The 22,594-nt window shown below is 72.3% G+C and carries 21 protein-coding genes; 11 read left to right on the forward strand and 10 right to left on the reverse strand.

From position 1 onward, the window contains the following. Window positions 1-142: 142 nt before the first annotated feature. Window positions 143-1,024: an NmrA family NAD(P)-binding protein gene (locus ACFVHB_RS14925; protein ID WP_380320714.1), complete on the reverse strand. Its 882-nt coding sequence runs from the start codon at window positions 1,022-1,024 to the stop codon at window positions 143-145. A 120-nt stretch (window positions 1,025-1,144) separates the two neighbouring features. Between ACFVHB_RS14925 and ACFVHB_RS14930 the strand changes: the two genes are divergently transcribed. Next, window positions 1,145-2,056 (forward strand): LysR family transcriptional regulator, encoded by a 912-nt coding sequence (locus ACFVHB_RS14930; protein WP_380320717.1) that lies wholly within the window; start codon window positions 1,145-1,147, stop codon window positions 2,054-2,056. Here the strand turns inward: ACFVHB_RS14930 and ACFVHB_RS14935 are convergent. Further along, window positions 2,042-4,384 (reverse strand): tetratricopeptide repeat protein, encoded by a 2,343-nt coding sequence (locus tag ACFVHB_RS14935; protein WP_380320720.1) that lies wholly within the window; start codon window positions 4,382-4,384, stop codon window positions 2,042-2,044. The genes ACFVHB_RS14930 and ACFVHB_RS14935 overlap by 15 nt on opposite strands. Before the next feature lie 53 nt (window positions 4,385-4,437). Beyond that, window positions 4,438-4,914 (reverse strand): hypothetical protein, encoded by a 477-nt coding sequence (locus ACFVHB_RS14940; RefSeq protein ID WP_380320722.1) that lies wholly within the window; start codon window positions 4,912-4,914, stop codon window positions 4,438-4,440. 610 nt (window positions 4,915-5,524) lie between these two features. Between ACFVHB_RS14940 and ACFVHB_RS14945 the strand changes: the two genes are divergently transcribed. Both ACFVHB_RS14945 and ACFVHB_RS14950 read left to right on the forward strand, forming a co-directional pair. Beyond that, window positions 5,525-6,772: a sensor histidine kinase gene (locus tag ACFVHB_RS14945; protein WP_380320725.1), complete on the forward strand. Its 1,248-nt coding sequence runs from the start codon at window positions 5,525-5,527 to the stop codon at window positions 6,770-6,772. Then, a complete protein-coding gene (locus tag ACFVHB_RS14950; protein WP_380320728.1) occupies window positions 6,760-7,410 on the forward strand; it encodes a response regulator in 651 nt (216 codons plus the stop codon). The genes ACFVHB_RS14945 and ACFVHB_RS14950 overlap by 13 nt, the downstream gene beginning before the upstream one ends. Before the next feature lie 246 nt (window positions 7,411-7,656). On the opposite strand, the gene ACFVHB_RS14955 is transcribed toward ACFVHB_RS14950, so the two are convergent. Further along, window positions 7,657-8,124 carry a ricin-type beta-trefoil lectin domain protein gene (locus tag ACFVHB_RS14955; protein WP_380320731.1) on the reverse strand — a complete coding sequence of 156 codons (468 nt, stop codon included), beginning with the start codon at window positions 8,122-8,124 and terminating at the stop codon, window positions 7,657-7,659. A 252-nt stretch (window positions 8,125-8,376) separates the two neighbouring features. Beyond that, window positions 8,377-9,303 (reverse strand): AraC family transcriptional regulator, encoded by a 927-nt coding sequence (locus ACFVHB_RS14960; RefSeq protein ID WP_380320734.1) that lies wholly within the window; start codon window positions 9,301-9,303, stop codon window positions 8,377-8,379. Window positions 9,304-9,395: 92 nt separating this feature from the next. Here ACFVHB_RS14960 and ACFVHB_RS14965 point away from each other — a divergent pair, with 92 nt between their 5' ends. Both ACFVHB_RS14965 and ACFVHB_RS14970 read left to right on the forward strand, forming a co-directional pair. Next, the gene (locus ACFVHB_RS14965; protein ID WP_380320737.1) at window positions 9,396-10,181 is read left to right on the forward strand and encodes an MBL fold metallo-hydrolase; all 786 of its coding nucleotides are present in this window, start codon (window positions 9,396-9,398) and stop codon (window positions 10,179-10,181) included. Window positions 10,182-10,400: 219 nt separating this feature from the next. Then, window positions 10,401-10,706 carry a DUF1905 domain-containing protein gene (locus ACFVHB_RS14970; RefSeq protein WP_380320740.1) on the forward strand — a complete coding sequence of 102 codons (306 nt, stop codon included), beginning with the start codon at window positions 10,401-10,403 and terminating at the stop codon, window positions 10,704-10,706. Window positions 10,707-10,819: 113 nt separating this feature from the next. On the opposite strand, the gene ACFVHB_RS14975 is transcribed toward ACFVHB_RS14970, so the two are convergent. From ACFVHB_RS14975 to ACFVHB_RS14990, 4 genes are all read right to left on the reverse strand, one after another. Beyond that, window positions 10,820-11,143 (reverse strand): hypothetical protein, encoded by a 324-nt coding sequence (locus ACFVHB_RS14975; protein WP_380320743.1) that lies wholly within the window; start codon window positions 11,141-11,143, stop codon window positions 10,820-10,822. Between the two features lie 228 nt (window positions 11,144-11,371). Next, window positions 11,372-11,977 carry a DinB family protein gene (locus tag ACFVHB_RS14980; protein ID WP_380320746.1) on the reverse strand — a complete coding sequence of 202 codons (606 nt, stop codon included), beginning with the start codon at window positions 11,975-11,977 and terminating at the stop codon, window positions 11,372-11,374. Between the two features lie 142 nt (window positions 11,978-12,119). Continuing rightward, entirely contained in the window at window positions 12,120-13,658 is a 1,539-nt protein-coding gene (locus tag ACFVHB_RS14985) for a DEAD/DEAH box helicase (RefSeq protein WP_380320749.1), read from the reverse strand. Between the two features lie 370 nt (window positions 13,659-14,028). Continuing rightward, window positions 14,029-14,232, reverse strand: coding sequence for a cold-shock protein (locus ACFVHB_RS14990; RefSeq protein WP_045694210.1), 204 nt, complete (start codon window positions 14,230-14,232; stop codon window positions 14,029-14,031). Window positions 14,233-14,725: 493 nt separating this feature from the next. Between ACFVHB_RS14990 and ACFVHB_RS14995 the strand changes: the two genes are divergently transcribed. Then, window positions 14,726-14,953, forward strand: coding sequence for a hypothetical protein (locus tag ACFVHB_RS14995; RefSeq protein WP_380320753.1), 228 nt, complete (start codon window positions 14,726-14,728; stop codon window positions 14,951-14,953). Window positions 14,954-15,115: 162 nt separating this feature from the next. Here ACFVHB_RS14995 and ACFVHB_RS15000 read toward each other — a convergent pair whose 3' ends face one another. After that, complete coding sequence (locus tag ACFVHB_RS15000; RefSeq protein WP_380320756.1) at window positions 15,116-15,532, reverse strand: Hsp20/alpha crystallin family protein; 417 nt, start codon at window positions 15,530-15,532, stop codon at window positions 15,116-15,118. Window positions 15,533-15,774: 242 nt separating this feature from the next. Here ACFVHB_RS15000 and dnaK point away from each other — a divergent pair, with 242 nt between their 5' ends. The 5 genes from dnaK (at window position 15,775) to clpB (ending at window position 22,390) form a co-directional block, all read left to right on the forward strand. Continuing rightward, window positions 15,775-17,682 (forward strand): molecular chaperone DnaK, encoded by a 1,908-nt coding sequence (dnaK, locus tag ACFVHB_RS15005; protein ID WP_380320759.1) that lies wholly within the window; start codon window positions 15,775-15,777, stop codon window positions 17,680-17,682. A 268-nt stretch (window positions 17,683-17,950) separates the two neighbouring features. After that, window positions 17,951-18,394 carry a nucleotide exchange factor GrpE gene (locus ACFVHB_RS15010; protein WP_380320762.1) on the forward strand — a complete coding sequence of 148 codons (444 nt, stop codon included), beginning with the start codon at window positions 17,951-17,953 and terminating at the stop codon, window positions 18,392-18,394. Window positions 18,395-18,402: 8 nt separating this feature from the next. Beyond that, on the forward strand, window positions 18,403-19,401 hold the full coding sequence (locus ACFVHB_RS15015; protein WP_380320765.1) for a DnaJ C-terminal domain-containing protein: 999 nt from the start codon (window positions 18,403-18,405) through the stop codon (window positions 19,399-19,401). Window positions 19,402-19,413: 12 nt separating this feature from the next. Then, window positions 19,414-19,743 carry a chaperone modulator CbpM gene (locus tag ACFVHB_RS15020; RefSeq protein ID WP_380320768.1) on the forward strand — a complete coding sequence of 110 codons (330 nt, stop codon included), beginning with the start codon at window positions 19,414-19,416 and terminating at the stop codon, window positions 19,741-19,743. 7 nt (window positions 19,744-19,750) lie between these two features. Continuing rightward, a complete protein-coding gene (clpB, locus tag ACFVHB_RS15025) occupies window positions 19,751-22,390 on the forward strand; it encodes an ATP-dependent chaperone ClpB (protein WP_380320771.1) in 2,640 nt (879 codons plus the stop codon). Window positions 22,391-22,594 lie beyond the last annotated feature (204 nt).

Genomic DNA, 22,594 nt, shown 5'->3' on the forward strand with positions numbered 1-22,594 from the left:
GGAACGACCGTTGGTCCCAAGCCAGTCGGCAATTGCGACCGAACCGCAACCTTGGGAGGGGATGGCCGTTCGCCTGGGGGACGACGGTCGAAAGGGCCGTGCGCGCGGCAGGTCGAGCAGTGCGCCGGAGGCTGATGACGGGTCAGGCACGGATGGCCGGGCCAAGGATGTCCTGGCACCACTGGCTGAACCCGGTGGCGGTGGTGAGGCCCGCGTCGCGGGTTTCGGCGTCGTAGATCCCGTCGTTCTGCGCCTGGACCATGTCGGCCATGTCCTGCGCCGACGCCGGGCTAGCGCCGCGCCGCACCATCGCGGCCTGGAAGTCGGCGAGCGGGACCTGGTGATAGCGCACGGTGTGACCCAGAGTCCGGGAGACGACGTCGGCCATGGCGTCGGGGGTCAGGCTGTCGGGGCCGACCAGGGGGACGCGTGCCTGGCCGCTCCAGGAGGTGTCGAGCAGGAGGGCTGCGGCGGCATCGGCGACGTCTCGGGTGGCGACGGTCAGCAGGGGCTGGTCGGCAGCGTTCGCCATGGTGATCGTTCCGCGTTCCTCGATTGCCCGGGCCTGGCGGAGCAGGTTCTCCATGAAGAACGGCAGGGCCAGGGCCCGGTGGGGAACGCCGCTGGCTTCGATCATCTCGTCCATGGCCAGCGCGGCCGACAGGAGCCCGGCCCTGCCCGGATATCCGCGCCCCAACGAGGTGACGCCCACCGTGCGCACGTTCCGCTTCGCGGCCTCTCGGGCGGCGTGCCGGGTGAAGTCCAGGTAGTAGTGCCTGGCGTCGCCGGCATCGCGGAAGCCGGCCGGCGGCACGAGCCAGAACATCCGGTCGGCGCCGTCGAGCGCCTTGGCGATCACGTCGGCGTCGCCGTGCGAACCCTGCACGATCTCAACGTTCGCGCGCACGTGCGTCGGCAGCCGGGAGGGATCGCGGACGATCACACGGACTGCCTCCCCGACGCCCAGGAGCCTGTCTACGACCTGTCGGCCGATGTCGCCGGTGGGTGTGGTGATGACGATCATGGCGTACCTCCGTGAAAGACGATCCGGCGGCGACAGCCGCGGATGTCGCCGCCTCGAGTACAACCCGGCAGGACGGTGAACGTGAATGACCACCTCGATCAGCATTGATACCTTGGAGGTATGGGTGATCTGGAGGTGCGGCAGCTGCGGTACTTCGTCGCCGTCGCGGAGGAACTGCACTTCGGGCGCGCCGCCGAGCGGCTGGGGATGGCGCAGCCTCCGTTGTCCCGCGCCATCCGGGACCTCGAACGGCAGCTCGGTGTCACTCTGTTCGAGCGCACCACGCGGCAGGTGGAGATCACCTCGGCCGGCGCGGTCTTCCTGCGCGATGCCCGCAGGGCACTGGAGGCGGTCACCGCTGCCGCCCACCGGGTCCGGGAGGCGGGCCGTTCGTCGCCGCGCCTGCGAATCGCCCTCAAAGCCGACATCGACGGCGGTCTGCTGCCGCGGATCCTGGACGCCTACCACGCCGACGCCGCCTCGCTGCCGCCGGAACTGGTCCTCGGAGGCTTCGGCGAGCAGCCGCAGGCTCTGCGCGACGGCCGCGCCGACGTAGGACTCGTCCTGTCACCGTTCGACGACCGCGGCCTGGACAGCGAGCCGCTGCTGACCGAACCGGTCCTGGTCGCCGTGGCTGCCGCCGACCCGCTGGCCGCCCGGACCGCGCTCCGTCTTGACGACCTGACCGGCCGCACGGTCCCCGGAGGCGCGCCGGCACACCACGGGCGCGCCATCGGGCAGCGCTCTCGACCCGGCACCGCACGACCGGCGTCGAACCTGTCGGAGATCTTCAGCCTCGTCGAGACCGGCAGCCTCGTCTTCTTCGCGCCCACGTCCGTAGCCCGGCGCTACCCACGTCCCGGCATCGCCTACCGGCCGGTCACCGACCTGCCCGACGCCACCCTGTCCGTCGCCTGGCCCGATGACACCCGCTCCCCAGCCGTCGCCGCCTTCGTGCGCGCGGCCTGCGCGGTCGCAGCCGTCCGGCACGAACGAGCGGAAACGCTCGTGCGAGGGCTACCTCCCTCGTAGCCACCTCCTGCCCCGGGACTGTTCCTGCCAGTACGCGAGTGCCTGCCGGGTGGTCGCGAGGTCGGGGTGGTCCGGGTGGAGGAGACGCAGTTGCTCGGTCAGCAGGTCGGAGAGGAGGGCCACCGCGCCGCGCGGGTCGCCGGACTGGCCGCGCCGGTGGGCGAGGGCGGCGCGGGTGCGGAAGATCGCGGAGCGGTCGGTGTCGGTGGCCACCGCGTACGGATTGGACGACGTGTCCCGCGCGCTCCGGGCCGTCTCGCGCGACCGCAGGCGGAGTTGGTCGTTGAGCAGGTCGGTCAGGACGGTCACGGCCCCTCGCGCGTCGCCCGACTCGCCCAGCCAGTGGCCGAAGCGGAGACGGGTGTCGAAGGTGCCCGGGTTCTCCGGCCCCCACGCGTGGAGCTGCTCGATGACGAGCTGGCGGTACACGACCACTGCCCCGGCCGCGTCTCCCGCCCTTCCCTGCCATTCGGCGGCGTCGCGGCGCAGGGTGAAGTCGGGCGGGCCCGTCCTTCCACCGACGGCCGCGAGGTAGTCGTCATCGGCGAGCAGGTCGCGGTGGACGCGTGCGACGCCCGGCAGGTCGCCGGCCTGTTCGAGCCAGTGGGCGAGGCGGTGGCGCAGCTCGGTGACCTCCTCGACCAGGCGGATCCGCTGGGCGGGGTACAGCGCGTACTCCGGCGCCAACAGGGCCAGTTGATCGTCGATCATCCGACGGTACTCGGTGACCGCGGCGGTGAGGTCGCCGGATTCCGCCCGCAGCCGCGCGATCCGGCCCCGCAGCCTCGTCACGGACTGGTGCCGGGCTCCCAGCCGGTCGGCCGTCGTCGGCAGCAGCGCGACGAAGTAGTCCAGTGCGGCCTGTGGCCGGCCGTCGTCGGCCAGCGTGTCGCCCACCCGGAGCACGAGGTCGTGCAGCTCCTGACCGGTGCTCCACCCGTACCGGAGCCCGGGCTCGCCGGAACCCAGCATCGTGGCCGGGGCGTTGCGGGTCAGCGCCTCGACGTTGGAGCGCAGCACGTCCGGGGGGAAGTCGAGGGCGCGCGACCGCGGGTGCGGCGCCCGATCCCCCGGGGGGACCAGGAAGGACGTCATCGAGTTCGCCTCGTCCGCCGACTGCCGGGACGCGACGAAGAGCAGGTTGGCGGCCACGTCGGCCAGCTCCGCGGCCCGGCTCGCGGGCACGCCCTCGCGGACGGCTCGCTGCAGCACCGGGTGGACCCGCACCGACCGGTCCCGGTCCGCCGGGTCGTAGTCCAGCAGGCTCCACCGGTGCAGCAGCGCGAGCGTCTCGTCGGCGCGCTCGTCCGGCTCCGCGTCCGGCTCCGCGTCCGCTGCCGGCCGGTCGGTCCGCTGCCGGTCGAGGTACCGGACCGCACCGGTCAGCACCGCAGCCGGGATGCCGTCGGACGCCAGCGGCGCCGCCAGTTCCAGCAGCATGCGCGCCGTCCCGACCGGCTCCACGGCGTCGGCGCGCTCCAGGGCGACGTCCCAGGCGTGTGGCAGCGGCAGGCTCTGCTCGTCCGGCAGCCCGCCCGGGTCGGGCACGAGGTCGGCCAGCCGCCGACCGTCGTCGCCGAGCAGGCGGAGGTAGTCGGCGCAGCTCAGACCGGTACCGGCCAGGTGGGCGGCCGCCTGCGCGAGCGCGAGCGGCAGGTGTCCCAGCTCGCGGGCGAGCGCCTCCAGTTGCCCGGGCGGCTCGACCCGGCCGGAGGCGGCGAGCACCGCCGTGAGGTAGCCGAAGGCCTCGGCGGAGCTGAACGACGGCACGGTGACCACCTGCCGGCCGAGCCCCTCGCGGGCCACGTCCCGGCGCCAGGTGGTGACCAGGGTCCGCCCCACGGGCCGGTCCGGCGGCCAGAGTCCGCGCAGATCGTCGGGGTCGACCAAACCGTCCAGGACGATCAGCCGGCGCACCGTCTCCCCGGCCCCGCCCGGCCGGAGCCAGGCCAGGAACTCCTGCGCGCCCTGCTCCGGATCGGCCGGGTCGCTCCCGGTGATCTCGGCGATGGCCCGGGCGTAGGCGGCCAGGACCGCCGCGCGGCTGCCGGCGGTGACCCAGACCAGCAGGTCGAGTTGCCCGGCCCGCCAGGCGGTGCGGGCCTCGTTCGCGGCCAGCTGGGTCTTGCCGGTCCCGACGGCGCCGACCAGTATCCGGCAGCGCGCAGGGGTGTCGGGAGCATCGAGGACGGCCCGGTGCTGGAAGCAGTGCGCGGTGTTCGGGACCGCCCCGACCTGGTGCGGCCAGGCGGCCGGGGCATGTCGGCCGGCGTAGTAGGCCACCTGGTCGGCGTGGCCGACGGCGAAACTGTGGTTGCTCGCCCGCACCCCGGCGAGGGGCGGCGGCGAGGTTCGAGACGGGCTTGGCGTGGCCGGTCCGTTCAGCCCTTGGACGGATCCGGCGCCTGAGGGTGGCCGATCTGCACGCCCCCGTGGATCACACCGGCGGCGACCGAACCCTTCCGGGCGCTGATGTGCACGTCTCCGCCGACCGCCATCCCGCCGTCCCCGGCCGACACCTGGGCCTGGGCCGCGCCCGCCGCCAGCAGCTCGCGCAGCGCCTCGCCGGCGCGCTCGCGCTCGTCCTCCGGCAGGTCCTCCAGGAACGCCTCGAACCGGGCCTGCCAGGAGGCCTCCTGGCGGATCCGGAGCCGCTCCAGCTGCCCGCCCTCAGCCGCCGCGAGCTCGGCGGCGGTGCGGTCCAGCCGCTCCAGCTCGGCGCTCTCACGCCGGGCGTTCCCCCGCCCGAACCAGGCGGCCACCCGGTCTCGGAACCCCTGCCAGGCCTCGGTCCCGGCTGCGGTCATCACCGCCGTCCCACCGGACATGGCCAGCGCGGTCAGTGCCTCGGACAGCATGCGCGATCCCCCCTTGCCGACAACCCGTGCCCCCGACCGTACCGCGAGCCGGGCGCCGTGCCCAGGCGGATGTACACCCGGCTTCGCGCGCTGACAACGACAAGTGACTGACCGTCATACCGTGCTTGGGTTCTCAGTCGATCGTGGCTGTCCCGTCCCACCGGAGTTCGGTCGGTCCCGGCGAAGTTCGACCGGTGGTCGATCCGCGCGTCGAAGCATTCGCCATGCGCCTGCCCCCGCCGTTGCCCGACTTCCCGTCGGATCGAAATCCGTTGAGAGGGACGGGAGTGACCCGTCTCGGTGCGGGCCCGTTCTCAGCGAGCTTCGACCGGGTGGCTCGAAGACCCCGGCGGGACCACCCTCCGCGACGACAGCGGCGGCTTCGGTGTCCGATGCCACGAAGAACCTGAGGACGATGCTCACCGGGGCACAGTGCCTGTGCCACCGGGGCCGGTCCGCCTGCCAGCGCCAGCCGAAGCCGACCTACCGACCCGAGGTGCTGTCCGCCCACAGGCCGAGATCAAGATCTACAGCTGGGGTACTAGGTTCACCATGAGATCGGGTACAGGTTTCATGGCACCGTCCTCCTGCGGTGCTCTAGCGTCGTGCCATGACGATTCCAGCTGGACTGAGACGCACGGTCCTCCGGGCGCGGCGGGACGCCTGCTTTCTTGCCGCTGGTGTGCTGCCGCACCTGGCGCTGGTGCCCGTGTGGGCCTGGGCGGCGACGACTACCGCCAGGACGGGGAACTGGCTCCTTACGGTTTCCACGTCGGCCGCCCTGGTCCTGCTCGGAACCCCGGTGCTGACGGCCGTTCAGCGGGCTCGCTACCGGGTGCTCATCGGTGTGGGCGTCCCCCGGCTCACCCCCACCGCGCCGGAGCATTGGACGTGGGCCGCGACCGCCCGGTGGCTCGCGGCGGCGCGGCCTTGGCGCAAGATCGGCTACCACCTCCTGCTGGGCCCGCTGCTCGCGCTGCTGGAGCTGCTGGTGCTCGCGGTGGCAGCGGCGGGCCTGGCCGGCGTCATCGCCTACGCCTGGTCATGGGCGCTGCCCACCGGAATCCGCCAGGACTGGTTCGGCTACCCGACCCAGCTGCCGGCTTACACAGCGGCTGGACTCCTCCTCCTGTGCGCCCTGCCCTGGACCGCGCGGGCAGTAGCCCGGGCCGAGGCACGGCTGGCATTGGTCCTGCTCGGGCCCAGCCGGGCGCAGCGGCTCCAGGAGCGGGTCGATCAGCTGGCCGTGAGCCGGACCGACTTGATCGAGGCCGTCGACGCGGAGCGCCGCCGGATCGAGCGCGACCTGCACGACGGCACCCAGCAGCGGTTGGTGTCTCTCGCGGTCAACCTGGGTCTGGCCCTTGCCACCCGCCCGAACCTGCCGAGTGATGACCGCGAGGTGATCGCGCGAGCGCACCTGGAGGCGAAGGAGGCGATCGCCGAACTCAATGACCTGGTGCGAGGGCTGCACCCGGCCGTGCTCGAAGACCGCGGTCTGGACGCGGCGTTGTCCGGGCTGGCTGCCCGCACGCCCCTGCCGGTGCGGCTGCGGGTCGATCTGGAGGAGCGCGTGGCGCCCAACGTGGAGTCAGTCGCGTACTTCGTGATCTCTGAGGCGCTGACCAACGCAACGAAGCACGCCAACGCGATGTGCGCGGAGGTGATGGTCAGTCAGGTCGGCGAGGTGCTGCGAGTACGCGTGACCGACGACGGACTGGGCGGTGCCGATGCCGCCGCCGGCACGGGACTGACCGGGCTGGCCAAGCGGGTCGGCTCCCTCGACGGGGCGTTCCACGTCAGCAGCCCCGCTGGCGGGCCCACCACCATCACCGCGGAGCTGCCGTGCGCGCGGTGATCGCCGAGGATTCGGTGTTGTTGCGCGTCGGCCTGATCAAGGTGCTGGAGATGGGCGGGTTCCAGGTCGCCGCGGAAGCCGGCGACGCGGACGGGCTGTTGGCGGCAGTGGCGGAGCACCGGCCCGAACTCGCCTTGATCGACGTCCGGATGCCGCCCGGCTTCACCGACGAGGGGGTGCGGGCGGCGATGGAGATCCGTCGGCGCTGGCCGGGGACGCCGGTGGTGCTGCTTTCCCAGTACGTGGAGGAGCGGTACGCGGCTGACCTGCTGTCCGCGAACACCAGCGGTGTGGGCTACCTGCTCAAGCAGCGGGTAGCCGATGTCGCCGACTTCGTGGCGGCGGTCCGGCGAGTGGCGGACGGGGGCACGGCCCTGGACCCGCAGGTCGTCGCCCAGTTGCTGCTGCGGCGCGACAGCGACCCGCTCGCGCGGCTGACCCCCCGCGAACGGGAAGTGCTCGGCCTGATGGCCGAGGGGCGCTCCAATGCCGGCATCGCGCAGGCGCTGGTGGTCGGCGAGAGCGCCGTGGCGAAGCACATCAACAACATCTTCGCCAAGCTTGACCTGCCCGTGGTCGACGCGGACCACCGCCGCGTCCTGGCCGTGCTGCGGTTCCTCGGAGCGTCCCGGGCCTGACCTTCCCATCCGTGATCACGATCTACGGCTGGAGCATGAGGTTTGGGGACCGGGTTCGGACCGACCCGGGGAGAACGGGTGGCTGGACTCGCGCTCGTTCACGGGAACGAGGCACTGTCGGCGTTCCAATTCCCCCTACTCGAAAAACAGAGAATTCTTCCGAACGCGCAATTCTGCAATTCCCCACCGCAGCCCGCAGCCCGTTGCCCGGGTCCGGACGGACCGGCCCCGGGCAACGGGAGGGGATCATCCGGCGTACGCCAGGCTGATCTGGTCGCCGAAGACCACCCAGTGCTGGCCGGGGTCGTTCGCGTCGCACGGCTTGGTGCCGACGTTCGGCGTGCCGTAGGCGTTGGCGAGGCAGTAGGCCGGGGCGTTGGTGAGGAAGATCTTGTCGCCCTGGACGCTCCAGTACTGGCCCGGGTCACGGCCGTCGCACGCCTTGATGCCGACGCTCTGGGTGCCCCAGGGATTGGCGAGACAGTAGGCCCGGGCATTGGCCAGGGCGATCTGGTCGCCCGTCACGGTCCAGTGCTGGCCCTGGTCTCCGGCGTCGCACGGCTTGGTGCCGACGTTCGGCGTGCCCCAGGCGTCGGCCAGGCAGTAGACGCCCGGGTGCAGCGCCGGCGCGGCCGCGGCGCTCCCGGCCGGGAGGAAGGAGGCGGTCAGCGCCAGTGCGGTGAGGGCGAGCGTCTTGCGGAGGGCGAATGCCATGACAATAAATCCGTTCTCGATGCAACACATGTGATTCGTGCACGATCATGCTACTAATGAGCTGATTGATTCGAGCACGCAGAGAATTCTTATCACCCGTCGGCACCGCACCAGAAGCCGAGCTTTGCGCATTCATCCGAATGGGGACCGCGGCGCCCCTCCCCGCCGCATCGTCTCGTCGCGCCGGAACCGGGGCCTCGCGCGACCGGGGCCCCCGGCGGAGTGCCGACCGAGGTCGCCGCACCCAGGCTGCTACACCGCGTGGGTGGCTCGGTAGCGGGTGGGTGGGGTGCCGCGGTGGCGGGCGAACGCGCGGGAGAAGGCGAACTCCGAGGTGTAGCCGACGGTGTTGGCGATGCGGGTGACGGATTCGTTGGTCTCCCGGAGCCTCCGTGCGGCGATCTCCAGGCGCCAGCGTGTCAGGTAGGCCAGCGGGGGTTCGCCGACGAGGCGGGTGAAGCGGCGGGACAGGGTGGCCCGGGAGACGCCGACCTCGCGGGCCAGGGTGTCCACCGTCCAGGTCCGCCCGGGTTCTTCGTGGATGAGGGAGATCGCGGCGGCGACTTCGGGGTCCCGAAGCGCCGCCCACCAGGTGGCGCCGAGGTCCGGGGTGTCCCGCATGGCCGCCCACTGGCGCAGGATGTGGACGAAGAGGACGTCGACCAGCCGGTCGGTGATGGTCTGTGAGCCCGGCGCCGGGTCGGCCAGTTCGGCGGTCAGCATGCGCAGCGTCTCGGTGAGGTCGTGGCGGCGCGCCGAGGGGTCGGCGCGCAGCAGGAGCACGGGCGGCAGGCTCAGCAATGGGTGGGAGGCGTGGGTGTCGAAGCGGTACCCGCCGCAGACGACGCGGGTCTCAGGTCCGGGGCCGGGGAAGTCGATCGGTGTGCCCGGCCCGCTGCGAGTGGCCGGGGTGACGTCTTCGAACCGGATCGTCGGTCCCGTCCGGTCGCCGGCCATCGCGTGACCGGTGCCCGCCGGCAGGAGGACGAGGTCACCCGCCGTCAGGGGGAGCGGTTCGGCGCCCGGCCGGCGCAGCCAGGCGGTGCCCTGGGTGAGGTGGTGGAAGACGGCCGAGGGCAGGTGCGGGAATGCGATCCCCCACGGCCCGGCGGCGTGCACCCTGGCGGTGACGGTGCCGCCGATCTTCGTGGCGGACAGCACGTCGGCGAGGACATCCATACCCGGACCCTACACGGGGTGAGACGAACAGACAGGAATCCGCGTCGGACAAGCATGGAACGGCTCACTCGGGCGGACATAGCGTCGCAGCCATGGCACACACCAAAGTCATTCCGGTACCGGTCCTGGGCAAACGCAACGTCAACGCCTTTCTGCTCCTCGGCCGTAGGGCGGTGCTGGTCGACACCGGCATCCCGGGCAGCGGCGCGAGGATCCTTGCCCGGATCGCCGAGCACGGCATCGAGCCCCGCGACGTCTCGGCGATCGTCATCACCCACGCCCACATCGACCACTTCGGCTCCGCCGCGGAACTCCGCCGGGCCACCGGGGCACCGGTGGTCGCACACGTCGCGGACCTCGGGCCCTACACCACCGGCCGGATCCGGGAGCCGTACCTCCCCACCGGGCGGTTCGGCCGCTTCCTGGACCGACTGGACGCCTTCCACGAGCACGCCGAACCGTTCCGGCCGGACGTCCTGGTCGACGGCCCGGGCGCGCTGTACGAGTACGGCGTCGACGCCCGGATCATGCCCACCCCCGGACACACCGCCGGGTCGATATCGGTCCTCACCGATGAGGGCGATCTCGTCGCGGGCGACCTGGTCGCCACCTCCTTCCTCGGCGTCGCCCACGGGAGGCCGGCCAACCCGCCCTTCCACGACGACCCGGTCGGCAACCTGGCCAGTCTCCGCGCCATGCTCGCGCTGAAGCCGACCACGCTGCACGTCGGCCACGGCGGACCGCTGGACCCGGCACGAGTGGAGAGCTGGGCGGCCGGGGAACAGCACCGACTGGCCGGGCTCGCCGCGCGCGGCCGGCTGCGCACCCGGGCAGAGGTCGACGGCGCCCCGGGGGAGTCGACGAGCAATCAGCGATGAGACCCGAGCCCTGACCCTGGCTCTGGCCTACGGAGAAACGTGGCAGCAGACGGAGATCACCCGGCACCCCGCCCCCTCCCGTCCGGTCCCCACGACGGCCCCCATGGCCTCGGCGAGCTGCTACCAGCCGGCGATCGTCCCTCGGGCGGTCGTCACGGAAGCAGCGGGGAAGCCTTCACGGTGCCGCTCGCCGTCGGCCCCACGTGCGATGCTGGGTCTGTGTTGGTGTTCACCTTCGACGGCGAGCTGTGGATCTGGGACGCGCGGCGAGCCGACAGCTGGACGTTCGTCAGCATGCCCGCCGAGGCGTCCGAGGAGGTCCGGGACGTACCTGGCGGGCCGCGTCGCGGTTTCGGCTCGCGGCGCGTGCGGGTCACGATCGGCGGCAGCACCTGGCTCACGTCGATCTTCCCGGACAGCGCCCGCGGCTGCTACGTGCTGCCGGTCAAACGGGCGGTGCGCAAGGCCGAGGCGCTCGACGTCGGCGACATCGTGACCGTGACGGTCGAACTCCTCGAACCCTGACCGTGGCAACTCGCCCCTTCGAGTCATCACGTTCTGACCGCGACGACCGTCGGTCGGTGGCTGAGCCCGCCGGCAGCAGCCTGCCCCCCGACCGACGTCCCCTCGTCACGGCGTCAGTGCGAAACCGTCCACTGCACCCCGCGATGCCGAGGTGTCTCGATCTCGTCCAGCAGCGCCACCGCCAGGTCCGCATGCGCTATCCGCCCCCGCCCCACCACCGCACCGACCGCGCTCCGGTAGCCGCCGGTGGCCTCGGCGCGCGCGTTCAGGTCCAGCGGGGGGACCACCATCAGCCAGTCGAGCTCCGTCGCAGCCGTCCGCAGCAGATCGAACTCCGCGACATGCCCCTGGGAGAACAGCCGGTGCTCCTCGGGGAATTGCGGATCGTCCATCAGCCGCACGCCGGGTGAGATCTCCAGCGTCGTCGCGATGCCCAACACGAGGAGCCGCGTGCTCGCGCGCCCACGCGCAGGCGACGTCCATCGGGCTGCCTCGCCACCGCTTCCGGCGGTTGACGCCTCGCCCGACGGTGTTGCGCTGCTCATAGGTCTCGTCGGGAGCGACACTCTGCTCGGGAGCAACCACGCCCGACCCTGCCGGGCACAGCGCGGACCTGCGTCGTGCCGTGGGCGCCCGCGGCGTCCGGCGGGCGCTCAGCACGACCATCACGTCACGTGGGACAACCTCTCACCCCTGATCGGTGCGGCCGATCTGGCGGCCTGCTCGATCTTCGCGCAGTAGGCTGCGCGGGCTTCCTCATCGATCTGCTTCTCGTGTTCGGGGCGCACCCCGGTTCGGCCGTCGAGGCCCTCGCGCAGGATGTCGGCGTGCCCGGCATGCCGGTTGGACTCGCCGAGGACATGGACCATGACGGCGAACAGGTTCGTGTTGGGACAGGGCTCCGGCCACCACGGCACGTGGCCGGGGGCGTCGAGGGGAAGCTCGTTGATCGTCGCGTCCGAGTGTTCCCACGTGCGCTGGTAGAACCCGATGATCTGATCGCGGCTCTCGTCCTCGGTCGCCCACAGATCGCTGCCGTCGTAGTCCTGCCACCGGGGCAGCGGCTCCGGGGAAGGGCGGCCGAAGACCTCGCCGAAGTACCTGGCCTCCACGGTGGCCACGTGTTTGACCAGGCCGAGGAGGTTGGTCCCGGTCGCTGTCAAAGGTCGGCGGGCGTCGTATTCGGACAAGCCGTCGAGCTTCCAGAGCAGCGCCTCGCGGTCCCGCCGCAGTCTCCCGTGCAGGGTGGCCTTCGCGAACTCATCGATCATGCGGCATGAGCCTGCCACAGGCTGCTCGTGGCCTCAAGATCCCGTTCCGTCGAGCGGCTCCGTCGGGCCACGCGCCGCGAGGGGCGCCGACGCGTGGCGTTCCGGCAGGGAACGTCGACCCCGTGCCGGGGCCCGCCGGGTGCTACGCGGCGGGGGCGGCGGGGGCGGTGCGCCCGGGTGCCTGGCGGCGGGCGGAGGATCCGCGCTCGACACGGCCGGAGGCCGTCCGGGTGTCGCCGCCCGCGGGGGCGGGACGGCCACGCCGGCCGCGGACGCCGGGGGCGTTGCGGCGCGGGCGCTCGAAGGCGGGTTCGGCGACCACGACGGGCACGCCGGTGGGTACGCGGGCACCGGTGATGCGGGTGAGTTCGTCGCCGCCTGCGAGGACCTTGGTGGTGACGGGGACGATTCCGGCCGAGGCCATCAAGCGGGCCGCCGCGCGGCGCTGGCTGGGCAGCACCAGCGTGACGACGGTTCCGGACGCGCCGGCGCGGGCGGTGCGTCCGCCGCGGTGCAGGTAGTCCTTGTGGTCGGTCGGCGGATCGACGTTGACGACGAGGTCGAGGCCGTCGACGTGGATGCCGCGGGCGGCGACGTTGGTGGCGATCAGCGCGGTCACCCCGCCGGTGCGGAACTGCTCCAGGGTGCGGGTGCGCTCCGGCTGGGACTTGCCCCCGTGCAGGGCCGCGGCCTTGACGCCTTTCGCGAGGAGGTCGCCGACCAGCCGGTCCGCTCCGTCCTTGGTGTCGATGAACATGATCACCCGGCCGTCGCGGGCGGCGATGTGGGCGATCGTGGCGTTCTTGTCGACGTTGTGCACCTGCAGCACGTGGTGCTCCATGGTGCTGACCGCCGCCGCCGACGGGTCCACCGAGTGCGTGACCGGGTCCTTCAGGAAGCGCCGCACCAGGCGGTCGACGTTGCGGTCCAGGGTGGCGGAGAACAGCATCGTCTGTCCGCCTTCGGCGACCTGGTCGAGGATCTCGGTGACCTGCGGCAGGAAGCCCATGTCGGCCATCTGGTCGGCCTCGTCCAGGACGGTGATGCCGACCCGGTCCAGCCGGCAGTCCCCGCGCTGGATCAGATCCTTGAGCCGGCCCGGGGTGGCCACGACGACCTCGGCCCCGCGGTTCAGCATCCATGCCTGGCGGCCGATCGGCGTCCCGCCCACCACGGTGGCCGTCCGCAGGCGCACCGCATGGGCGTAGGGGGTGAGGGCTTCGGTGACCTGCTGTGCGAGCTCGCGGGTGGGGACCAGCACCAGGGCCAGCGGATGCCCCGGCTCGGCGCGCCGGCCGGCGGTGCGGGCCAGCAGGGCGAGGCCGAACGCGAGGGTCTTGCCGGAGCCGGTCCGGCCCCGGCCCAGCACGTCGCGGCCGGCCAGCGAGTTGGGCAGGGTCGCGGCCTGGATCGGAAACGCGGCGGTGATGCCCTTGCGGGCCAGCAGCGACAGCAGTGCCTTCGGCAGGTCCAGCTCGTCGAAGGACCCGACGGCCGGCAGCGCCGGGGTCGTGCTCACCGGCATCGCGAACTCGTCCGAGGAGGAGCCCCGCGACGGGCCCCGGCCCTGACCCCGGCCGCGGGACCGCCGGCCGTCGGCCGGGCCCGACGCGGGCGGGGAGGAACCGTCCCCGGAGCGGGGTTCGGCCCTCCGGTACGAGGAGCGACTGGAGCGGTTCATGCGGGAGGACCTTCCTTCGGGCGGCGCGTCACGAGGAAGGCCCTGCGGCGCGGGGCCGGAGGAGACCGCAAGGGAACGGGCCGGAAATGCGGCGGGCGGAACGTGGGACGGCGGACCCGTGGGACGCCTCGCCCGTGGGCGGCGCCTGCCGGGGGGGCGGGCGTGGGGGCGGCCGTGGAGAACGGCCGCGGAGGGCCTTGGACCGCGAACCCTCACCGCGAGCGGCCGGATGTCGGCCCGAACACGGCGCTGCGTGTCCCGCCGGCCCGGCCGGGGCGCTTCGACGGCGCCCGTAAACGCCGAGGCCCGCACCGGGCAACATGTCGCGGTGCGGGCCCCTCACTACCGGGCGAGTGCCGGAGCGGAAGAACTACAGCGGGCGGATGTTCTCGGCCTGCGGGCCCTTCTGGCCCTGCGTGACGTCGAACTCGACCTTCTGGCCCTCGAGCAGCTCACGGAAGCCGTTGGCGTTGATGTTCGAGTAGTGGGCGAAGACGTCGGGGCCGCCACCCTCCTGCTCGATGAAGCCGAAGCCCTTCTCCGAGTTGAACCACTTCACGGTGCCATTAGCCATCAAAATCTCCTTCATGGGCTGTCCGAAACCCGCACGGCGCGGGTTTCGAGTCGCCGCGATGAGCACCCACCCGGGGAAAGAGCCGGGAAACAAAAATGCGCCTGCGAAACATCAGCAGGCGCACACAAAGTTCATGGGAACCACTACTGCAACTGATAACGACTGTAGCAGGCCCGGGCCCACAACGGGCGCACATTTCACCCCGGGTTTTCGAAGGGGCCTCCTCCGAGGTCGCCACGTCCCGCTGTCCGGGCTCCCAACTCTCCTGCACCCCAACCCACTTCAGGAGCCCGCCGCCCGCCGTCCACCGCTGGCCCCGCCCGGCGGGGCGGCACAGCCTGCCGGAAATCTCCCCCGGCGGGCCCGGACACGAGCGGCGCGGCACCTCATGGGGCGTACGGTGCGTGCCGTCGGCCAGGCACATTTCGACGCCGCTGATTTCAACGCTCCCAAGGGTTCCGCGGCCGCGTTTTCCGGCGCATACTGGCCGGAAATGACGAAACGTGCAGCAGTCCGCCGCCCCCTGCCCACCAGCCCCTTCCAGACGCGGCCCGAACCGCCGCGCAAGCACTTCGCCCCAGGTGACCGCGTCACCCACGACCGGTACGGCCTCGGCCGGGTCGTCGGTGTCGAAGAGGCCGGCGACGCCGCCGTACTCGTCGACTTCGGATCACACCAGGAACGCGTCGTCCAGCCGTACCACGCCATGTACAAACTGTGACCCCCGGCCCGGCTGCCCGCCGGACAGGTCTCGATCGAGGCCGGGCGGCGGTCGGCCCGGTAGGGCCGGGAGGTGGTGGCCGCCGAACGGGCCGGCTCGGGCCACGCAGGTCGATGTGCGCCCGGCCCGTTCGGCGTGTTCGAGTCGGCGTGTTCGAGGGTGTCAGGACTGCAGTTCCTTGCGGCCCCCGTTGATCTCGATCTTGCGCGGCTTGGCCTTGTCGGCCACCGGGATCCGCAGCTTCAGCACACCCGCGTCGTAGCTGGCCTCGATGTTGTCCGCGTCGAGCGCCTCCCCGAGGGACAGCTGCCGCGTGAAGGTGCCGACCGGGCGCTCGGAGATGAGCACCTGCGCGTCTTCCGCGTAGCCGTGCTTGCGCTCGGCCGTGACCGTCAGCGCGTCGTGGTCGACCTGGAGATCGACCGAGTCGGGATCGACACCCGGCAGGTCGAAGGTGACCCACACCGCGCCGTCCTCGCGCCAGGCGTCCATCGGCACGCCGGACGGAAGCCGACCACCGTCGAAGAGCTCCTGGGTGACACGGTCCAGCGCTCGGAACGGATCGGTCCTCAGCAGCATCGTTCTCGCCTCCTTGTCCATGGATCGCTGCTGGTGTCGGCGGGTTACGCCGTACTTTTGATATACGTCGCAGCAGTCTTCTTGACAAGAGGAGACTCAAGTTTTTCCGGTCGCTCTTCGGCGGTCTGCCGGTTTGAGTCCGGCCCCCGGGGATAGGCGCACGCCACAACGGCGCCGGAGGGATCTCGCGCACGTGTGTGCGCAGCTGCCCGGGGGGGTTGCGGAAGCGCGGAGGCACGGCGATGGCGAAGGCTGTGGGCATCGACCTGGGAACGACGAACTCGGTGATCGCCGTGTACGAGGGCGGGCAGCCGCGGGTGGTCACCAATGCGGAGGGCGGGCGGACGACGCCGTCGGTGGTGGCGTTCTCCGACACCGGGGAGCGGCTGGTGGGCCAGCTGGCGCGCCGCCAGTCGGTGCTGAACCCGAAGGGGACGGTGTATTCGGCGAAGCGGTTCGTCGGCCGCCGGTTCGGCGAGGTGCGCACGGAGGCGGAGCAGGTTTCCTACGAGGTCGTGGCCGGTCCGGACGACGCGGTGCGGTTCTCGGTCCGGGGCAAGTCCTACGCGCCGGAGGAGATCTCGGCGGCGGTGCTGCGCAAGCTCGCGGAGGACGCGTCCAAGCAGCTCGGGGAGAAGGTCACGCAGGCGGTGATCACGGTCCCCGCGTACTTCAACGACGCGCAGCGGCAGGCGACGAAGGACGCGGGCCGGATCGCGGGGCTGGAGGTGCTGCGGATCGTGAACGAGCCGACGGCGGCGGCGCTCGCGTACGGGCTTGACCGGAAGGGTCACGAGACGGTGCTGGTGTTCGATCTGGGCGGCGGCACGTTCGACGTCAGCATCCTGGACGTGGGCGACGGGGTGGTGGAGGTGCGGTCGACCGCCGGCGACACGCACCTGGGCGGTGACGACTTCGACCGGCGCTTGGTGGACCATCTGGCGGAGGACTTCCAGCGGCTGAACGGGATCGATCTGCGGCGTGACCCGCAGGCGTTGCAGCGGCTGTACGAGGCGGCGGAGAAGGCGAAGGTGGAGCTGTCGGCCACCGCTCAGACGCAGATCAACCTGCCGTTCGTCACTGCGGACGCCTCCGGTCCCAAGCACCTGACGACGACGGTCACGCGGGCCACCTTCGAGCAGCTCACCGCCGACCTGGTGGAGCGGTGCCTCGGCCCGGTGCGGCAGGCGATGGCCGATGGCAAGGTGACCGCCGACGACGTGGACGAGGTCATCCTGGTCGGCGGGTCCACCCGCATCCCGGCTGTTCAGGCCCTGGTGCGCCGGCTGACCGGCGGCAAGGACCCGAACATGTCGGTCAACCCGGACGAGGTCGTGGCCCTGGGCGCGGCCGTGCAGGCGGCGGTGTTGCAGGGCGAGGTCAAGGACGTGCTGCTGCTGGACGTCACCCCGCTGTCCCTCGGCGTGGAGACGCTCGGCGGCCTGATGACCAAACTGATCGAGCGCAACACCACCATTCCCACCCGCCGCTCTGAGACGTTCACCACCGCCGAGGACGGTCAGCCGGCCGTCGACGTGGTCGTCCTGCAGGGCGAGCGGGAGCGGGCCGCGGACAACCGGGTGCTGGGCCGGGTGCGGCTGGAGAACATCCCGCCCGCCCCCCGGGGCGTGCCGCAGGTCGAGGTGACGTTCGACATCGACGCGAACGGCATCCTGAACGTGTCCGCGAGGGACAAGGACACCGGCGCCCAGCAGAGCATCACCGTCTCCGGCAGCGGCACGCTGGAGGAGTCCGAGGTCCAGCGGATGGTTCAGGAGGCCGAACGCAACCGGGCCGAGGATGCCCGCATCCGGGAGCTGGTGGAGGCGCGCAACGAGCTCGACAGTGCCGCCTACCAGGTGGAGCGGCGCCTGGGCGAGCTGGGGGAGGCGGTCGCCGTGCACGACCGGGGCCGGGCCGAGGCGCTGATCGCGGACGCGCGGCAGGCCGTCAAGGAGGAGGCTCCTCTCGAGCGCGTGCGCTCGCTGACCGGGGACCTGCAGCAGCTGCTGCACGGCCTCGCGGCCTCCGCGTCCTCCGCGGGCGGCGCGGGCGGCGCGGGTGACGGCCCGCCGCAGGGCGGACCGGGCGCCGGCCGGCCCCAGGGCGGCGATGACGACGTGATCGACGCCGAGTTCAGGCCCGGCTGATCCGCATGGTGGGGCGACCGGTGGAGCGAGCCGTTGACCGAGGGGTGATGTCCCGATGAGCGACGAGGCACGCGGGCCCGATCGGCGGGCCGAGGATCCTGCCGGGACCGGACCGTCCGGTGGGAGCGGGCAGCGGTCCGGAACCGGTCCGGTCGAGGCTGGGCCCACCGGTGAGCCGGTGCGGGAAGAACACCCGGCGGATGGGCCGGTGCGGGAAGAGCATCCCTCGGGTGGGCCGGTGCGGGAAGAACACCCGGCGGGTGGGCCGGTGCCGCCGGGACCGGACGTCGAGGAGTTGCGGGACCGCTGGCAGCGTGCCGTGGCCGAGGCGGAGAACCTCCGCAAGCGCTACGAGCGCCAGACAGGGCAGGAACGCCGGGCCGAACGGGACCGGGTGACCGCCGCGTGGCTGCCGGTGGTGGACCACCTCGAACTCGCGCTCCGGCACGCCGCGGCGGACCCGCAGACGATCGTCGCCGGGGTGGAGGCCGTGTGCCGGCAGGCGTACGCGGTGCTCGAGCAGCTCGGCTACCGGCGGATCGCCGCCACCGGCGAGCCCTTCGACCCCGCTCGGCACGAGGCGGCCCAGGTCCGGCCCGAGCCGGGCGCGCCCCCCGGCAGCATCCTCGAGGTCCTGCGCGCCGGCTACGACAGCGACCAGGGACTGCTGCGACCGGCGGTCGTCGCGGTCGCGGCGAAATCCGAGGAGTGAGCAGCCGGATGGCCGCGTCGAACCGTGACTACTACGAGGTGCTCGGGGTCTCCCGGGACGCCGGCGCCGAGGAGATCCAGCGCGCGTACCGCCGCCTGGCCCGCCGCTGGCACCCGGATCTGAACAAGGAACCGGGGGCCGAGGAACGGTTCAAGGAGATCAGCGAGGCGTACCAGGTGCTGTCCGATCCGGACACTCGGGCCCGCTACGACCGGTTCGGGCCGGCGTGGCAGCAGGCCCAGGCCCGCGAGGGTGCGGCCTCCGAGGCGGCCGGGCCGTTCGGCGGTGGCGGGCCGTTCGGCGGGGCCGGCGGCCGCCGGGTGTACGTGAACACCGGCGGGTCGGGGTTCGGGCAGGGCGGGTTCGGTGCCGGCGGCTTCGGTGGGGCGGACTTCGAAGACCTGCTCGGCGGCCTGTTCGGCGGCGCGGGCCGGGGCGGGGACGGCTTCGGGCGGATGCCCGGGGCGGACCGGGAGGCGGAGATCACCCTCGGCGTGGAGGACGCCTACTCCGGCGGGCAGCGCCGCATCACGCTGAACACCTCGGGCGGGCCGCGCAGTTACGAGGTCAACATCCCGGCGGGCGTCACCGACGGGCAGCGCATCCGCCTGGCCGGGCAGGGCGGGACGGGCAGTGGCGGCGGGCCGGCCGGCGACCTGTACCTGGTGGTGCGCCTGGCCCCGCACCCCCGCTACCGCGTCCAGGGCAGGGACGTCACCGTCGACCTGCCGGTCTCCCCGTGGGAGGCCGCCCTGGGGGCCTCCGTACCGGTGGAGACCCCCGGCGGCCCGGCCCGGGTGGAGCTGCCGCCGGGCTCCTCCAGCGGGCGCAGGCTGCGGCTGCGCGGGCGTGGCCTGCCCAACCCGCGCGGGCCGGCCGGCGACCTGTACGCCGAGGTGAAGATCATGGTGCCCCCCGAGCCGACACCCGACGAACGCGACCTGTTCCGGCGCCTGGCCGAACAGTCGCGCTTCGACCCCCGAGTCCACGGCGAGAGCAAGAGATGAGGGTGACCGGACGTGCCGCAGAACCCGTACCGCTACCCACTGGTGCGCGTCACCGCCGCCCGCCGGATCGGCGTCCCCCTGGGCGAGTTCGCCGCCGCCACCGGGCTGCACCCCGACCTGGTGCGCCGCTACGTCGCGCTCGGGCTGCTGGAACCCGCCACCGGCCCGGCCGGGCAGCCGTGCTTCGACACCACGCACCTGATGCGGCTGGCCCGCATCCAGCGCCTGCGCTCCGGCCTGGGCCTGAACTACGCCGCGCTCGGAGTCGTCCTCGACCTGCTGGACCGCATCGACCAACTCGAGGCCGCGCTCGCCGGGCGCGCCGCCACCGGCAGAAGGTGAAGCCGCCGTGGACACCGACCGACTGACGCAGAAATCCCAGGAAGCCCTGCAGGACGCCCAGACCAAGGCCCTGCGCTTCGGCCACGTCGAGGTCGACGGCGAGCACCTGCTGCTGGCCCTGCTCGACCAGAGCGACGGGCTGATCCCCCGGCTGCTCACCTCGGCCGGTGCCGACGCCGACCAGGTGCGTGCCGCGGTGGAGGCCGCGCTCGGGCGCCGCCCGAGCGTCTCCGGCCCGGGCGCCGCGCCGGGGCAGGTCTTCCTCACCCAGCGGCTGGCACGGCTGTTGGACGCCGCCGAGCAGGAGGCCGAGCGGCTCAAGGACGAGTACGTGTCCGTGGAGCACCTCCTGCTGGCGCTGCTGGAGGAGGGCACCGACAGCGCCGCCGGCCGCGTCCTGCACGACCACGGCCTGAACCGGGAGCGGTTCCTGGGCGCCCTGACCGGGGTGCGCGGCAACCAGCGCGTCACCTCCGCCATGCCCGAGGTCACCTACGAGGCGCTCGAGAAGTACGGGCGCGACCTCGTCGCCGAGGCCCGCGCCGGAAAGCTCGACCCGGTCATCGGCCGGGACGCGGAGATCCGCCGCGTCGTGCAGATCCTCTCCCGCAAGACCAAGAACAACCCGGTGCTGATCGGCGACCCGGGCGTGGGCAAGACCGCCATCGCCGAGGGCCTGGCCCAGCGCATCGCCCACGGCGACGTGCCCGAGGGCCTGCGGGACAAGACCGTCTTCGCCCTCGACCTGGGCTCCCTGGTCGCCGGCGCCAAGTACCGCGGCGAGTTCGAGGAGCGCCTCAAGGCCGTCCTCCACGAGGTCACCGCCGCCGCCGGCCGCATCCTGCTGTTCGTCGACGAGATGCACACCGTCGTCGGCGCCGGCGCCGCCGAAGGCGCGATGGACGCCGGCAACATGCTCAAACCCATGCTCGCCCGCGGCGAACTGCACATGATCGGCGCGACCACCCTCGACGAGTACCGCAAGCACGTCGAGAAGGACGCCGCCCTGGAGCGCCGCTTCCAGCCCGTGATGATCGACGAGCCCAGCGAGGAGGACGCCGTCTCCATCCTCCGGGGCCTGCGCGAACGCCTGGAGGTCTTCCACGGCGTCAAGATCCAGGACAGCGCCCTGGTGGCCGCCGTCACCCTCTCCCACCGCTACATCTCCGACCGCTTCCTGCCCGACAAGGCCATCGACCTCGTCGACGAGGCCTGCGCCATGCTGCGCACCGAGATCGACTCCATGCCCGCCGAACTCGACGAACTCACCCGCCGCGTCCGCCGCCTGGAGATCGAGGAAGCCGCCCTCGCCAAGGAGGACGACCCCGCCGGCCGTAACCGCCTGGCCGAACTCCGCCGCGAACTGGCCGACGCCCGCGCCGCGGCCGACTCGCTCCGCGCCCGGTGGGAATCCGAGCGCCAGGCCCTGCGGAAGGTCCAGGCCCTGCGCGAGGAGATCGAACAGGCCCGCATCCAGGCCGAGGACGCCGAACGCTCCTACGACCTCAACCGCGCCGCCGAGCTGCGCCACGGCCGACTGCCCGAGCTGGAGCGCCGCCTGCGCGCGGAAGAGGACCAGCTGGCCGTCAAGCAGGGCGGCCGGCGGCTGCTGCGCGAGGTCGTCACCGAGGACGAGATCGCCGCCATCGTCGCCCGTTGGACGGGCATCCCCGTCAGCCGGCTCCTGGAGGGCGAACGCCACAAGCTCCTGCGGCTGGACGAGATCCTCCACGAACGCGTCATCGGCCAGGACGAAGCCGTCCAACTCGTCGCGGACGCCGTCATCCGGGCCCGCTCGGGCGTCAAGGACCCCCGTCGGCCCATCGGCTCCTTCCTCTTCCTCGGCCCGACCGGCGTCGGCAAGACCGAACTGGCCAGAACCCTGGCCGCGGCCCTGTTCGACACCGAGGACAACATGGTCCGGCTCGACATGAGCGAGTACCAGGAACGGCACACCGTCTCGCGTCTGGTCGGTGCCCCGCCCGGCTACGTCGGCTACGAGGAGGGCGGCCAGCTCACCGAAGCGGTGCGCCGCAAGCCCTACTCCGTCCTGCTGCTCGACGAGGTCGAGAAGGCCCACCCGGACGTCTTCAACACCCTGCTGCAACTCCTCGACGACGGCCGCCTCACCGACGCCCAAGGGCACACCGTCGACTTCCGCAACACCGTGGTGATCATGACCAGCAACATCGGGTCCCACCACCTCCTGGAAGGAGTCACCCCCGACGGCGAGATCAAGGAAGGCGCCCGCGCCGCTGTCATGGACGAACTGCGGCGCCACTTCCGGCCCGAGTTCCTCAACCGCATCGACGACGTCGTCCTCTTCAAACCCCTCACCATGTCCGAGATCGAACGCGTCGTCGACCTGCTCACCGAAGACCTGCGCCACCGGCTCGCCGACCGCCGCCTGGACCTGCGCCTGACCGAGGCGGCCCGCCGCCACATCGCCGACCAAGGATTCGACCCCGTCTACGGAGCACGGCCCCTGCGCCGCTTCATCCAACGCGAGGTCGAGACCCGCATCGGCCGGGCCCTGCTCGCCGGTGACGTCACCGACGGCTCCACCATCACCGCCGACGCCGAGGAAGGACACCTCACCATCCGCATCACCCCACCCGCCGAAGCCCCGTCGCCGACCCCTCGGTGAACAGGGCCGACCGCACCCGGGAGAGACCGCCGGACGCGAAGGAGGGCGACGGCCCGAGTCGTGCTGGAGGACGACGACGGATCGTCTCGTGGCCGGTCAGCGGTGGTGGACCGGCTCGACGGGAAGATCGCCGGGTATAGTGCAGGCGTTTCGGGGGGCCGACGACGGGGAGTTCGTCGACTTGACGCGCCACCTCGCGTGCGC

The organism is Kitasatospora sp. NPDC127111, assembly GCF_042677465.1.
In the GTDB taxonomy this organism is placed as follows: domain Bacteria; phylum Actinomycetota; class Actinomycetes; order Streptomycetales; family Streptomycetaceae; genus Kitasatospora.